Genomic DNA, 13,768 nt, shown 5'->3' with positions numbered 1-13,768 from the left:
GTTTTTGATACGGCAAAAAAACGGTATGTCTCAGCATATTATGCTGGTTAAAAATAACGCGCAGCAGGAGATCCCAAATTGGCACTATCCCCTGATGCTGGGGGATGTGTGAGGTAAGTCACCATAAAAAAGTCGTATGTTGAATAATATTTTCAACTAGGTTATCAATCTGTAATTAGAAGATTGTTCTTTTGCACATAATGGAGTGGCTATGCGTGTTGTCATACTGGGAAGTGGTGTCGTTGGGGTAACCAGCGCCTGGTATTTAAGTCAGGCGGGACATGACGTAACCGTTATCGATCGTGAATCCGGTCCCGCGCTTGAAACCAGCGCGGCGAACGCCGGGCAAATCTCTCCGGGGTATGCGGCGCCGTGGGCTGCGCCGGGCGTTCCGCTGAAAGCGATTAAATGGATGTTCCAGCGCCATGCGCCGCTGGCCATCAGCCTTGACGGCACGCAGTTCCAGCTGAAGTGGATGTGGCAGATGCTGCGCAACTGCGACACCCGCCACTACATGGAGAACAAAGGGCGCATGGTGCGCCTGGCGGAATACAGCCGCGACTGTCTGAAAGCGCTGCGCGCGTCGACGGGGATTGAGTACGAAGGCCGCCAGGGTGGCACGCTACAGCTGTTCCGCACCGAGCAACAGTACGAAAATGCCACCCGCGATATCGCCGTGCTGGAAGATGCCGGCGTGCCGTACCAGCTGCTGGAAGCCAGCCAGCTTGGTCAGGTTGAACCGGCGCTGGCGGAAGTTGCGCATAAGCTGACGGGCGGCCTGCGCCTGCCGAATGACGAAACCGGCGACTGCCAGCTCTTTACGCAACGTCTGGCGCAAATGTGCGAGCAGGCGGGAGTGAAGTTCCGCTTTAACACCTCCGTCGACAAGCTGCTGTCGGAAGGCGAAAAAATTTACGGCGTGAAGTGCGGCGACGAGGTGATCAAAGCCGATGCCTACGTGATGGCGTTTGGTTCGTACTCCACCGCCATGCTGAAAGGCATTCTCGACATTCCGGTTTATCCGCTGAAGGGCTACTCGCTGACCATTCCGGTGAAAGAAGAGAGCGGCGCGCCGGTCTCGACCATTCTGGATGAAACCTACAAAATCGCTATTACCCGCTTCGACAACCGTATTCGCGTGGGCGGCATGGCGGAGATCGTGGGCTTCAACACCCAACTGCTGCAGCCGCGTCGTGAAACGCTGGAGATGGTCGTGGGCGATCTCTTCCCGCGCGGAGGTTTTGTTGAGCAGGCGACGTTCTGGACCGGCCTGCGTCCGATGACCCCGGACGGCACGCCGATCGTAGGCCGCACGCCGTACAAAAACCTGTGGACCAATACCGGACACGGCACGCTCGGCTGGACGATGGCCTGCGGATCGGGCCAGCTGCTGAGCGACCTGATTTCCGGGCGCACGCCGGCAATTCCGTTTGATGATTTAAGTGCCGCGCGCTATCAATCGGGGTTTACGCCTTCGCGTCCACAGCACCTGCACGGCGCGCATAGCTAAGGAGTTGTCATGTCCCGTCCTGTTCTGGCCCAGCTGAACCTGCAGGCCCTGAAGGATAATCTGCAAATTGTTCGTCGGGCGGCACCGGGTTCGCGCGTCTGGTCGGTGGTGAAAGCGAATGCCTACGGCCACGGTATTGACCGTATCTGGAGCGCGCTGAGCGCGACCGACGGTTTTGCGCTACTGAATCTGGAAGAGGCCATTCTGCTGCGCGAGCGCGGCTGGAAAGGGCCGATTCTACTGCTGGAAGGGTTCTTCCACGCGGACGATCTGCCGCTGCTGGACAAGTACCGTCTGACCACCAGCGTTCACAGCAACTGGCAGATTAAGGCGATCCAGGATGCGAAGCTCCATGCTCCGCTGGATATCTACCTCAAGGTGAACAGCGGCATGAACCGCCTGGGCTTTCAGCCTGAGCGGGTGCATACGGTCTGGCAGCAGCTGCGCGCGATGAAGAACGTGGGCGAAATGACGCTGATGGCGCATTTTGCCGACGCGGAAAAACCCGACGGTATTGCCGATGCCATGGTCCGCATTGAGCAGGCGGCTGAAGGGCTGGATTGCCCGCGCTCGCTGTCGAACTCGGCGGCCACGCTGTGGCATCCCGAGGCGCACTATAATTGGGTGCGTCCGGGGATCGTTCTCTACGGCGCGTCTCCCTCAGGCCAGTGGCAGGACATCGCCAACAGCGGCCTCAAGCCGGTCATGACCCTGCGCAGTGAAATCATCGGCGTGCAGACGCTGAAGGCCGGTGACACGGTGGGCTACGGCAGCCGCTACCGGGCAAAGGGCGAGCAGCGGATTGGCATCGTGGCGGGCGGTTATGCCGACGGCTACCCGCGCATCGCGCCGACCGGCACGCCGGTCTGGGTCGATGGGGTCCGCACGGGAACGGTGGGCACCGTATCTATGGATATGCTGGCCGTTGACCTGACGCCATGCCCGCAGGCGGGCATTGGTTCACCGGTCGAGCTGTGGGGTAACGAAATCAAAATTGATGACGTGGCTGCCGCGGCGGGCACGGTGGGGTACGAATTGATGTGCGCGCTGGCGCCTCGAGTGCCGGTTGTGACGGTGTAACCTATGTTCGCCGGGTAGCGCTAACGCTTACCCGGCCTACGTTCGAGGGTTTTGTATGCCGGGTAAGGCGAAACCGCCACCCGGCAAAAAAACTACTCCGCTTCCTCTTCCATCGGCCTTAAACCGACTTTCCGCACCGCGTTATCTTCTTTTTCGGCAACGGTCCAGATCATCCCGGCAAACTCAACCTGATCGCCCACGACCGGGGCTGCGCCAAGCCGCTGCTGGATGATTTCACCCAGCGTTTGCGGGTTTTCACCGTCTTCAGCCCCTTCATCCAGACCGTAAATCAGCGCCACATCCGCAAACTTGGCGCTGGCTTCCAGAATAAAATCGCCGAAGAAACGCTGATCCAGCGCCACCGGAGGCGACTGGCTGAACAGCTTGCCCAGCGCGGGCAGGTCGCGCTCGCGACCAATCACGCAAAGAATATCCCCCTCGCGCAGGCGGGTGCTGCCGGTAGGGTGCAGCAGGACATTATCGCGGAACAGTGCGGCAATGCGCGTTTCGGTCGGCATGTGCAAATCGCGCAGCGAGGCTCCTACGCACCATTTGTCGGCGCTCAGCTGATAGACAAACTGTTCCCATGGGTTCTCCGGATGAATATCGAGCCCCACGCGGGAGACCGGCCAGCCCACGGGCGGGACCACGACTTTGGCTTTTTTCGCCGCCCACCCGAGCGAGGTTCCCTGGAACAGCAGGGAAATGAGCACCACGAAGAACGCCACGTTAAAGAACAGCCGCGCGTTATCCAGACCGGCCATCATCGGGAACACCGCAAGGATAATCGGCACCGCGCCGCGCAGGCCCACCCAGCTGATAAAGACCCGCTCGCGCAGGTTGAAGCCGCGAAACGGCAGCAGGCCGGCAAACACCGACAGCGGACGGGCGAAGAAGATCATCCACGCGGACAGCAGCAGCGCCGGAACGGCGATCGGCAGCAGGTCCGATGGCGTAACCAGCAGGCCCAGCACCAGAAACATGCCGATTTGCGCCAGCCACGCCAGGCCGTCGAAGTTCTGCAAAATGGCATGCCGGTTGCGAATAGGGCGGTTGCCCATCAGGAACCCGCAGAGATAGACCGCGAGAATACCGCTGCCGTCCACTGCGGTGGTGACGGCAAAAATGAGAATGCCGCCGCTCAGCGCCAGCAGAGGGTAAAGCCCCAGAGGAAGCGATATACGGTTGATCGTCTGCTGTAGCAGATAGCCCCCCGCCAGGCCGATGACAATCCCCAGACCGAACTGCTGCAGGATATGTAACGCAAACATCCAGCTCAGCCCGCTTTCATGCTGCTGAATCATCTCGATAAGCGTAATGGTGAGAAATACCGCCATCGGATCGTTACTGCCGGATTCAATCTCAAGCGTAGAGCCAACGCGTTCGTTAAGCCCTTTTCCGCCGAGCAGGGAAAACACCGCTGCCGCATCGGTTGAGCCCACGATGGCGCCAATCAGCAAACCTTCCATGATATTGAGATGGAAAAGCCACGCGGCCATCATCCCGGTGAGGCCAGAGGTAATCAACACGCCGACCGTGGCGAGCGACAGCGCAGGCCCTAAGGCCACGCGGAAGGAGCTTGCCTGGGTGCGCATCCCGCCGTCCAGCAGGATCACCGCCAGCGCGAGGTTACTCACCATGTAGGCGAAGGGGTAGTTATCGAATGGGATACCGCCAATGCCATCAATGCCGGCGAGCATGCCGATGGCGAGAAAAATGACAAGAATAGGTATGCCGAGACGCGATGAAAATGAACTTAATAAAATACTGCTGGTTACAAGGACGGAACCCAAAATGAAAAGGCTGATTATCGCTGCGGCATCCAATGTTCTCTTACTCCCACCTCAATGTTAACGCTGTTACTAAAACCCTAACATATTAACAACGGCAACAGCGTTTTATTAAGGGGGTATAACGGCTTTTTTATGCCTTTATGACAGGATGGCCGCTGATGGTCAGCCGACTGCCGGAATCGTTGTGGATCAGGGAGGCATGCGCCCCCAGCGCCAGGGTCACGGTTTGCTGCTCATGGCCGAAATCGAGACCGGTGATGACCGGAATATCCAGCCGCGAACGAACGAAGTCGACCATGGTCTCAAGGGAGTAGCCCGCGTCATAGTCATTCGGGGCAGAGCCGCTGAAGCTGCCCAGCACAACCGCGGACTGGCGTTCAAGAATACCGGCATGATAAAGCTGCAATAGCATGCGTTCGACGCGGAACGGATGTTCGTTGATATCTTCCAGCACCAGAATGCCGTCCTCGATTTGCGGCATCCACGGCGTGCCGATGAGCGAGACCAGCATCGCCAGATTGCCGCCCCAGAGCTGACCTTCACATTCCCAGTGCGGTCCATTGCCTTGCCACTCCACGCTGTAGGTGGAATTGCGCAGCGCGCGCCAGAAATGTTCCACGGTAAACGCATCCAGCTCCGGTGCGCCAAAGTTACCAGCCAGCATCGGACCGCTGAAGGTGATGACGTTATGCAGGGCCAGCAGCCCGAGCTGGATGACGGTGAAATCGCTGTGGCCGCAGATCAGCAGCGGATCCTGCTGCTGGCGCAGTGCCAGCCCCTGCCAGTCAATGCTCTCCAGCAGCCGGCTCGCACCATATCCGCCGCGTACCGCAAGCACAATCTGGTTTTCGCCCGTCAGGTTCACCAGGCTATTGATATCATTCAGCCTCTGCGCTTCGGTACCGGCAAAACGCTGCTGGCGGCGGGGGATAATCGTCTGATTTTCTACCTGATGGCCAGATTCCAGCAAACGCTGAACGCCCCGCTGCGCCGCGTCCTGGTTAATGCAGTAGCCCGACGGCGCGATAAGATGAAACTGAGACATGGCAATTCCTTGCTGAATGAGAAACTAATTGTCTATATCATGCCGCTTATACGCTGCCTGCTTCAAGTGGCGGCGCACCGCGATGACCGGCTATAAGGATAGATGACGTGAAATTGAGATGGTTTGCTTTTTTGATTGTATTGCTCGCTGGCTGTAGTTCAAAACATGATTATCAAAACCCGCCCTGGAATCCGGAAGTGCCGGTGAAACGGGCCATGCAGTGGATGCCGATCAGTGAACAAGCCGGGAAGGCCTGGGGCGTCAGCCCGCGTCTCATCACGGCGATCATTGCGGTGGAGTCCGGCGGTAATCCCACGCTTGTCAGCAAATCCAACGCGGTGGGGCTGATGCAGCTTAAAGCGTCAACGGCGGGGAGAGAGGTTTATCGCTACATGGGCTGGAGCGGCCAGCCGTCGACCAGCGAGCTGAAAAACCCGGAACGCAACATTTCAATGGGCACGGCCTATCTGAGCATTATGGAGCATGGCGTGCTGAAGGGGATTAAGGATCCAGAGGTGATGCAGTACGCGCTGGTGGTGTCGTACGTTAACGGTGCCGGCGCGTTGCTCAGAACCTTCTCCTCTGACCGCAAAGAGGCGATAGAAGAGATTAACGATATGGACAAAGACGAATTCTTTGAACATGTGGCGAAAAATCACCCGGCACCACAGGCGCCTCGTTATATCTGGAAAGTGCAGAAAGCGATGGATGCCATGTAATGCCGCAGACGGGCGGCGGTCACGCTGCCCGATTTCTTCACAGGACTTTATTTGCGCGTTCCCGCGCCTCCCTCTCCAGGGAGTAGATAATACGCTGAAGCTCACGCTCTGCGCCGGGCCCGACGTTCAGGAAACGGAAGCTCAGACGCGGCGTGGTGATGGTCTCATTTTTGCTGTCCACGACGGTGCGGTCGCTGATGGCAATCAGCTGTGCATCGAAATAAAAACGACCCCAGCCCCCCATATCCAGTTCAATTTGCGTAAACCGCATGCCCTCTACCAGCCCGTCAGGTTTCGGCGTATCCATCAGCGCGCCCATGCCGCCCAGCGACAAATCGAAGAGGCGGAAGCGGATCTCTTTTTTGTCCGGCATTTTGGCCTTACAAAAATAGGCGGGGTGGAGCGGGGCGCTGATGCGGAAATATTCACGACGCTGAACAAACCAGAGATTGGTCGGAAGCGGGGTAACAAAAGCCGGCAGTCCCTGATATTCGCTCAGTTCCAGCCGCGACAGGACAAACTCTACTTTGGCGCCCTGCGTTTCGGCCATCACCGCGATATTCTCCGCTTTAAGCGCCGCGCGGTTTTCATACTCCTGACTGCCTAAATCAATCACCAGCCGATCCTGCGAGGCGTCAAGGATCTTGCTGATGAACTGATTATTCGACCAGCTGATGCGCAGCGGCACTTCACCTTTTTGCAGGTCGCGTAACACCCCTAATACAGCCAGCGGATTTTGCTTGAGGAACTGCTCACTGTAATGACTCACGCCGGATGGCTCCTTGATAGATGACAGACTGTCTTAGCGTTATCGGCAATCTGCAATGAAACTTAATACAAACCGGTGAGTTTTTTTGCCTGTTTAAGCAAAGATAAGTCGGTGAGATGAAAATGGTTTTACGGCGATGACCTATACTTACGTTAGCTGTGCAGAAGGTTTTCTGCGCACGCGTTAAACCTGCAAGAGGGCATCGCTATGGGTATCATCGCCTGGATTATCTTTGGTCTTATTGCTGGCGCTATCGCTAAACTGATCATGCCGGGAAACGATGGCGGCGGCTTTATTTTGACCTGTGTACTCGGGGTCGTTGGTGCGGTTGTGGGCGGCTGGCTGGCGACGATGTTTGGCTTTGGAGGCAACATAAGTGGTTTCGACCTGCACAGTTTTCTGGTCGCTGTCGTGGGTGCCATTGTGGTGCTGGGCATATTCAGGTTACTGCGACGAGCATAAATTGACGTGAACGGCTCTCTGCGGAGGGCCGTTTTTTTGCCTGAGTATTGATTTGTTAATCTAAATGATAATAATTGTCGTTCCGTATTGCATCTAACAACAAGACGACATTATGAATACCTCACGTTTTACGCTTTGCGCCCTGGCAGGGGCCGTCACGCTGGCATTGCAGGTCCCGGCGCTCGCCGAAGAATCCACCATCGTCGTCACAGGTTCAGAGCAGGGCAGCGCGCTGCCGGCCTGGACGAACAGCGCCACGAAATCGGCCGTTGCCGAAAGTAAAACGCCGCAGGTCATCACGACCCTCTCTGCGCCGGAAATTGAAAAGCGTCACGCGAATTCGGTGAATGAAATCCTGCGCTATGCCCGGGCGTCTCAACCGAGGTGCGGGGCAATACCTCCTACATGAGCGAATATAAAATTCGTGGCTTTACCGTCGACCAGGAGTTCTACAACGGGCTGCAGCTGCCCTATAACGTCACCGGCAATACCAAAGCGCGCATCGATCCGCTGCTGATTGACAGCGTTGATATCCTGAAAGGCCCCTCATCGGTCCTTTACGGCGGCGGTTCGCCGGGCGGGCTGGTGAATATTCAAAGTAAAAAACCGCAGCGGGAAGCCCGAACCGAAATCGGCGTTAACACCGGAAACCGTAATCTTAAAGAGGGCTATCTCGATTCAACCGGGCAGATTGCCGACAGCGACTGGAACTACCGTCTGCTGGGCAAAGCCACGGAAAACGACGATCAGCCGCACACCGCCCGGTATGAAAACTACCTGGTTGCTCCGTCCGTCACCTGGCAGCCGGACAGCAAAACCCGTCTCACCTTGGACGCGCTGGCGCAAAACACCCCGAGCCTGACGCCGTCTAACCCGCTGCCGCTCGCCTACTTGCGCTCAAAATACGCGGGCAAGCGCGATTACGCCGGAGACGAGTGGAGCGGGTTTAAGCAGCGTCAGTGGATGCTGGGCTACAGCTTTGAACATGAATTTGACAGCGGCTGGGGCTTTAACCAGAAGGCGCGCTATTTCGACGTCGATACCCACCAGCGCAGCGTCTACGCCACAGGGACGGGAAGCGAGGTGTATCAGCTCAACCGCTTTGCCTACACCACCGATGAAGACCTTAAGAGCTTCAACATCGACAATCAGGTGACTAAAACCGTTGCGCTGGGCGAGTGGAAACACCATCTGCTGGCCGGGTTTGACTATCAGAAGCTGAACTCCCATTTCCACTATCGCTACGCGTCGGCCACGCCGGGTATCGATATGCGGCATCCTGACTATTCGCAGATCGGCGAAAGCACGCTGGGGCTGTATACCGCCCAGAAAAACCGCCTCAGCTACCAGCAAAACGGTTACTACCTGCAGGATCAGGTAGAGTTTGGCGGCCTCAACCTGCTGGGCAGCCTGCGCTACGACGATTACCGCTCCGTCACCACTAACTACCTGCAAAACGGTGATAAAGCCTGGGTATCGCAGGACCGCGTCACCAAACGCCTGGGCGCGCTTTACGCCTTCGATAACGGGATTTCGCCGTTTATCAGCTATTCAGAAGGTTTTGCGCCGGTGTCACCGCAGGGCACGCTCGTGGCGAAAGACGTCAAGCCGACCACCAGCAGGCAGGTGGAAGGCGGGGTGAAATATCTGCTGGCCGACTACGCCACCACCTTTACCGCTTCGGTGTTTAACATCCGTCAGAAAAATGTCGTCACCTCCGATCCGGGCTTCCTGAACTATCGTCAGACCGGGGAAGTGGAATCCAAAGGGGCAGAGCTGTCCGCCATCAGCCGTCCGACGGACAACCTGACGCTGATTGCCAACTATGCGTACACCCACGCGATCAACCGGGAAGATGACAAGTACAAAGGTAAACGCCCAACGCAGGTCCCGGAGAATGCCTTCAACCTCTGGGGGGATTACACCTTTGAGAACACGCCGCTGAAAGGACTGATGCTGGGAGCGGGCGCACGCTACACCGGGCCGATGGAAATCTCTCCGGCAAACGATGCGGGTAAACTGGGCGGCACCACGCAGTACGATCTGGCGGCCTCGTACCGGATGGGCGAAATCCTGCCCTCGCTGGCAGGGCTAACGCTCAAAGCCAGCGCGCAGAACATCACCAATAAAGAGACGCTCACCTGCTACGATGCGACCAACTGCTGGATTGGGCGTGACAGGACGTATCAGCTAGGGGCGAGTTATAGTTTCTAAGTAACTCCCTGTGAGTCCAAAATGCAGGCCGGGTAAGGCGTAGCCGCCACCCGGCAATACTCCCTTACTGCGCCGCAGCTTTCACCGGCGCAGCCTCCTCATTCGCCGCAGGCTGATTCTCCGGCACGCTGTCGCACGGTTTTGCTTTCGGACAGACCCGATCCAGCATTTTCAGCGTCACGCCGTTGCTCCAGCCGAAGCCGTCCTGCAGCGGATACTCGCCGCCGCCGCCGCCCGTACCGGTTGTCGACACGTCATATTTCTCGACCAGTTTCTTTTCGCGGTCGTAAGTATGCTGAACGTTCTTCAGGAAGCGCCAGGTCACGTCCATCGAGACCTTCTCCTGCCCGTAATTCTGCAGCCCTTCCGCGGCCACCCACTGCAGCGGGGCCCAGCCGTTTGGCGCATCCCACTGCTGGCCGCTATTGACGGTGGTGGTCGCAATACCACCCGGTTTCAACAGGCGCGATGAAGTTGCCGCGGCGACTTTATCGGCCCGATCCTGCGCCGCCGCCTTCACGTAAAGGGGGAACAGGGCTGCCGCCGTGAGCTGATTGCGTACCTTCTTGCTTTTCAGATCGTAATCCGCGTACCAGCCCTCTTTATCATTCCACAGGTGGCTCTCGATGGCTTTCTGACGCGCCGTCGCCAGCGCCTCGTATTTGCTTGCGCCGGCGGCGTCGCCACTCTCCTGGCTTGCCCGCGCCAGCAGTTTTTCCATCTTGAACATCAGGGCGTTCAGGTCCACGGGGACAATGCTGGTGGTCCGGATGGTGCCGAGCTTTTGCGGATCGTCCATCCAGCGGGAGCTAAAGTCCCAGCCCGAGGCCGCAGCGGAACGCAAATCACGGTAGATCTCGGTCGCAGGCCGGTTAGGGTTACTTTTGGCGGTATTCACGTCGTCAAGCCAGGACTCCGGGCGCGGGGTATCGCGGTCGTCCCAGTAGCGGTTGAGGATAGCGCCGTCATCCAGCTTCACCACGCGTTTGTTAGCCTGCCCCGGCTGAAGGGCGTCGACGCCGTCCATCCAGTAGGCATACTCTTTCTCCATCTGAGGACGATACTTCTTCAGCGCATCGCTGTCGTGCGTTGCCAGCAGTTCCACCATCAGCGAGAAGAACGGCGGCTGGGATCGGCTCAGGTAATAGCTGCGGTTGCCGTTGGGAATGTGGCCGAAGGTGTCAATCTCATACGCAAAGTTATCCACCATGTCGCTGATTTTGTCCCAATGATCGCTCTCTGCCAGGCCCAGCATGGTGAAATAGCTGTCCCAGTAGTAGACCTCGCGGAAACGTCCGCCGGGCACAACGTAAGGTTTGGGTAACGGCAGCAGGGAATCCCATTTGTTACTGGCTTTATCGGTGGTGCGCGTCAGCACGGGCCAGAGATCGTCGATGTGCTCACGTAAACTTTGTCCAGCAGGCGGAACATATTTTTCCCCTTCCGCAGGGAGCGTAAAGTTCATCTCGACAAAGTGGCGTAAGTCAAAGCTGGACTGCGTGTGCTGCATCCGGTAATCCGCCAGAATCATCAGCGGGTCGCTTTTGGGGACGGCATCAGCAAAGGTTTTCTGGTCGGGAAACAGTTTGGCGCTTTGCACATCATTAAACAGCGGGCCCAGCAAAATATCGGGTGAGGTTGTCTGGGCTGCGGGGCTATCGTCGGCATAGCCGAAAGTCGTGACGCCGAGCAGCGCGCCTCCTAACGCAAGGGGTAAGAACGCGGGGCGTAGTGTACGAGGTCTTATCATCAGTTCGTCTCCTGTCTTCACTAAACAGCGTGACCGCTGTTGTCAATCACCTGAAAACCTTAGACGAATATTGCCCGCTTCGCGTTAAATATTGCTTGCCAGTCAGACCTCTTCCGGCGTCTGGCTGGCTTCCCGCAGCGTGCCCGGCGCATGTCCAATGATGCGCTTAAATGCCCGGCTAAACGCCGCCAGAGAGCCGTACCCCAGCCGCAGCGCGACGGTTTCAATCGGCTGATTTTCGTGGCGAATGTACTGGATGGCCAGGCGCATCCTCAGTTCGCTGAGATATTTTGCCGGGGTGGTTCCCGTCGCGGCCAGAAACCGTTCGGCGAACACGGAACGGGACGTGCCCGCTTCTTTTGCCAGATCCGCCACGCTCCAGTTCAGGCCGGGCTGCTGGTGCATAGCGTAAATGGCCCGGCTCAGGCGCGGGTCGCGCAGAACCTGCACCCAGCCGGTGGCTTTACCACAGCCGCCTTCAACCCAGCCGCGCACGATTAACGCCGCCACCACGTCGGCCAGGCGCGCGAGGATCCCGGCGTACCCAGCCTGACGCGCCACGGACTCCCGCTCCATCGCCGCCAGCAGCGGGTGGATCTCCGGCCAGGTGGACATCAGCCGGCTGACCATCATCACTTCCGGCATCGCCTTGATCAGCGGCTGCATCCCGCCCAGCTCAAAATCCATGCACCCGCTAAAGATGATGGTGTTCTCGCTTTCCGGGCAGGGCTCGCAGGTGATGGCGCAGACCGAGCTGCAGATAGGCTCGCTGGGAAAGTCGCTGACCGGGGTAATAGTGGCCCGCTCGTCGGAGAGCAGGGCATGGGAATTGCCGCCTGGAATAAAGAGGGCGTCTCCGCTGCTCAGCTGAAAGGCCGCGCCGCTCTCCATTCGCAGCAGGGCGCTGCCGTGGCTTACGAAATGAAACTGCGCTTTGCCGGGGGCGTGATGGAACGCGACGCCAAACGGCGAGCTGGCTTCAATCCGCCGGTATTTCACCCCTGACAGGCGCATGCCGCGTAAAAGTTCGCTGATCAGATCGGGTGACTGTACGGTCATGGCGCAACTCCGGACGAATAATCAATAAGTGGAGATTATATGTCATAGATCGTCCAGGGTGAACCTTCTATGCTTTTGCGACAGTTGTCACATTTTTATAACGGGAGAAAAACAGATGAATTCATGTGTCGCGGCGAGCGAGGCGGTAGCGCCTGCAAAACCCGCCTGGCGGGCCGTCTATTCACTGGGGCTGGGGGTGTTTGGTTTGATTACGGCAGAATTTCTGCCCGCCAGTCTGTTAACGCCGATGGCCGCGAGCCTGGGCGTGAGTGAGGGAATGGCCGGACAGGCCGTCACCGCCACCGCGCTGGTTGCGCTGGTAACCGGACTGCTGATTACGCCGGCCACCAAAAGCATCGACCGCCGCTGGGTGCTGATGTTTTTCTCGGTGCTGCAAATTATCTCCAGCCTGCTGGTAGCCTTTGCGCCGACGCTGCACGTCCTGCTGATGGGGCGCCTGCTGCTGGGTATCGCCATCGGGGGATTCTGGGCGATGTCGACGGCGACCACGATGCGTCTGGTTCCGGCAGATAAAGTGCCGAAGGCGCTGGCGGTGATCTTCTCCAGCGTATCGATTGCCACGGTGGTCGCGGCGCCGCTCGGCAGCTATCTGGGCAGCCTGATCGGCTGGCGCAACGTCTTTGTGCTCTGCATCCTGCCTAGCATGCTGGCGCTGCTGTGGCAGCTGTGGGTACTGCCGTCCATGAAGCCGGAGAGCAGCGGCAGCCTGAGTACGCTGTTCCGCGTGCTGCGTCGTCCGGGGATGATCGGCGGCATGCTGGCGACCATCCTGATCTTCAGCGGCCATTTCGCCTTCTTTACCTACCTGCGCCCGTTCCTGGAAACGGTAGGTCAGGCGAGCGTTGAGACCATTTCGCTGATCCTGCTGGGTTTTGGGCTCGCCAACTTTGTCGGCACCTCCGTTGCCGGGCATCTGCTGGCGCGTAATCTGCGCCTGACGCTGGCGCTGGTGCCGTTCGCGATGGGCGTTCTCGCGCTCACGATGGTGGCGTTCGGTCATCTGGCGATGCTGGACGGGTTCCTGGTCGCGCTGTGGGGCTTTGCATTTGGTCTGGTTCCGGTGGGCTGGTCAACCTGGCTTGCTACCACCGTTCCGGATGAAGCCGAAAGTGCAGGCGGGCTGCTGGTGGCCTCAATTCAGCTGGCAATCAGTGCCGGTGCGGCCGGGGGCGGCGCGGTATTTGATCTCAACGGCGCCAGCGGCGTATTCGCGGGCAGCGGGCTTCTGCTGGTAACGGCGATGGTGATTGTGTTTATGGGTGTGAAAGTAAAAGCGGAGTGAGCCTTTTCCCTCTCCTTGGGGGTGATGCTGCCAACTTACTGATTTAGTGTATGATGGTGTTTTT

10 protein-coding genes and 1 pseudogene are annotated in these 13,768 nt (G+C 58.3%); 6 read left to right on the top strand and 5 right to left on the bottom strand.

The genetic code is table 11. From position 1 onward, the window contains the following. The first annotated feature begins 211 nt into the window (after nt 1–211). Complete coding sequence (locus ACJ69_RS08780) at nt 212–1,510, top strand: D-amino acid dehydrogenase (RefSeq protein ID WP_059346909.1); 1,299 nt, start codon at nt 212–214, stop codon at nt 1,508–1,510. Nucleotides 1,511–1,519: 9 nt separating this feature from the next. Then, nucleotides 1,520–2,590 carry a catabolic alanine racemase DadX gene (dadX, locus tag ACJ69_RS08775; protein WP_039263625.1) on the top strand — a complete coding sequence of 357 codons (1,071 nt, stop codon included), beginning with the start codon at nt 1,520–1,522 and terminating at the stop codon, nt 2,588–2,590. A 92-nt stretch (nt 2,591–2,682) separates the two neighbouring features. Here dadX and ACJ69_RS08770 read toward each other — a convergent pair whose 3' ends face one another. After that, nucleotides 2,683–4,416 carry a potassium/proton antiporter gene (locus tag ACJ69_RS08770; protein ID WP_059346908.1) on the bottom strand — a complete coding sequence of 578 codons (1,734 nt, stop codon included), beginning with the start codon at nt 4,414–4,416 and terminating at the stop codon, nt 2,683–2,685. A gap of 97 nt (nt 4,417–4,513) precedes the next feature. Beyond that, entirely contained in the window at nt 4,514–5,428 is a 915-nt protein-coding gene (gene ldcA / locus ACJ69_RS08765; RefSeq protein ID WP_059346907.1) for a muramoyltetrapeptide carboxypeptidase, read from the bottom strand. Between the two features lie 107 nt (nt 5,429–5,535). On the opposite strand from ldcA, the gene emtA reads away from it, so the two are divergent. Next, nucleotides 5,536–6,147, top strand: a complete 612-nt coding sequence (gene emtA, locus ACJ69_RS08760; RefSeq protein ID WP_023312175.1) for a membrane-bound lytic murein transglycosylase EmtA — start codon at nt 5,536–5,538, stop codon at nt 6,145–6,147. 37 nt (nt 6,148–6,184) lie between these two features. Here the strand turns inward: emtA and ycgR are convergent, their stop codons facing one another. After that, a complete protein-coding gene (gene ycgR / locus ACJ69_RS08755; RefSeq protein WP_023312174.1) occupies nt 6,185–6,916 on the bottom strand; it encodes a flagellar brake protein YcgR in 732 nt (243 codons plus the stop codon). A 207-nt stretch (nt 6,917–7,123) separates the two neighbouring features. On the opposite strand from ycgR, the gene ACJ69_RS08750 reads away from it, so the two are divergent. Both ACJ69_RS08750 and ACJ69_RS08745 read left to right on the top strand, forming a co-directional pair. After that, entirely contained in the window at nt 7,124–7,378 is a 255-nt protein-coding gene (locus ACJ69_RS08750) for a GlsB/YeaQ/YmgE family stress response membrane protein (protein WP_008502662.1), read from the top strand. A gap of 112 nt (nt 7,379–7,490) precedes the next feature. Beyond that, nucleotides 7,491–9,592, top strand: a pseudogene (locus ACJ69_RS08745) (TonB-dependent siderophore receptor). Between the two features lie 64 nt (nt 9,593–9,656). Here ACJ69_RS08745 and ACJ69_RS08740 read toward each other — a convergent pair. Together ACJ69_RS08740 and ACJ69_RS08735 are read right to left on the bottom strand one after the other, a co-directional pair. Beyond that, the gene (locus ACJ69_RS08740; protein ID WP_059346906.1) at nt 9,657–11,342 is read right to left on the bottom strand and encodes an alpha,alpha-trehalase; all 1,686 of its coding nucleotides are present in this window, start codon (nt 11,340–11,342) and stop codon (nt 9,657–9,659) included. Between the two features lie 102 nt (nt 11,343–11,444). Further along, nucleotides 11,445–12,401 carry an AraC family transcriptional regulator gene (locus ACJ69_RS08735; protein WP_029740088.1) on the bottom strand — a complete coding sequence of 319 codons (957 nt, stop codon included), beginning with the start codon at nt 12,399–12,401 and terminating at the stop codon, nt 11,445–11,447. 115 nt (nt 12,402–12,516) lie between these two features. Here ACJ69_RS08735 and ACJ69_RS08730 point away from each other — a divergent pair, with 115 nt between their 5' ends. Further along, nucleotides 12,517–13,704: an MFS transporter gene (locus ACJ69_RS08730; protein WP_047647475.1), complete on the top strand. Its 1,188-nt coding sequence runs from the start codon at nt 12,517–12,519 to the stop codon at nt 13,702–13,704. Nucleotides 13,705–13,768: the final 64 nt, after the last annotated feature.

This window comes from Enterobacter asburiae, from assembly GCF_001521715.1.
GTDB lineage: Bacteria > Pseudomonadota > Gammaproteobacteria > Enterobacterales > Enterobacteriaceae > Enterobacter > Enterobacter asburiae.
Note: the sequence above shows the minus strand (reverse complement) of the source record. Positions and strands in the feature narration are given on the sequence as shown.

Coding starts and splice junctions, on each gene's coding strand:
- ACJ69_RS08780 (WP_059346909.1), top strand. CDS start 212: ATGCGTGTTGTCATACTGGGAAGTGGTGTCGTTGGGGTAACCAGCGCC.
- dadX (WP_039263625.1), top strand. CDS start 1,520: ATGTCCCGTCCTGTTCTGGCCCAGCTGAACCTGCAGGCCCTGAAGGAT.
- ACJ69_RS08750 (WP_008502662.1), top strand. CDS start 7,124: ATGGGTATCATCGCCTGGATTATCTTTGGTCTTATTGCTGGCGCTATC.
- ACJ69_RS08730 (WP_047647475.1), top strand. CDS start 12,517: ATGAATTCATGTGTCGCGGCGAGCGAGGCGGTAGCGCCTGCAAAACCC.
- ldcA (WP_059346907.1), bottom strand. CDS start 5,428: ATGTCTCAGTTTCATCTTATCGCGCCGTCGGGCTACTGCATTAACCAG.
- ACJ69_RS08735 (WP_029740088.1), bottom strand. CDS start 12,401: ATGACCGTACAGTCACCCGATCTGATCAGCGAACTTTTACGCGGCATG.
- ACJ69_RS08740 (WP_059346906.1), bottom strand. CDS start 11,342: ATGATAAGACCTCGTACACTACGCCCCGCGTTCTTACCCCTTGCGTTA.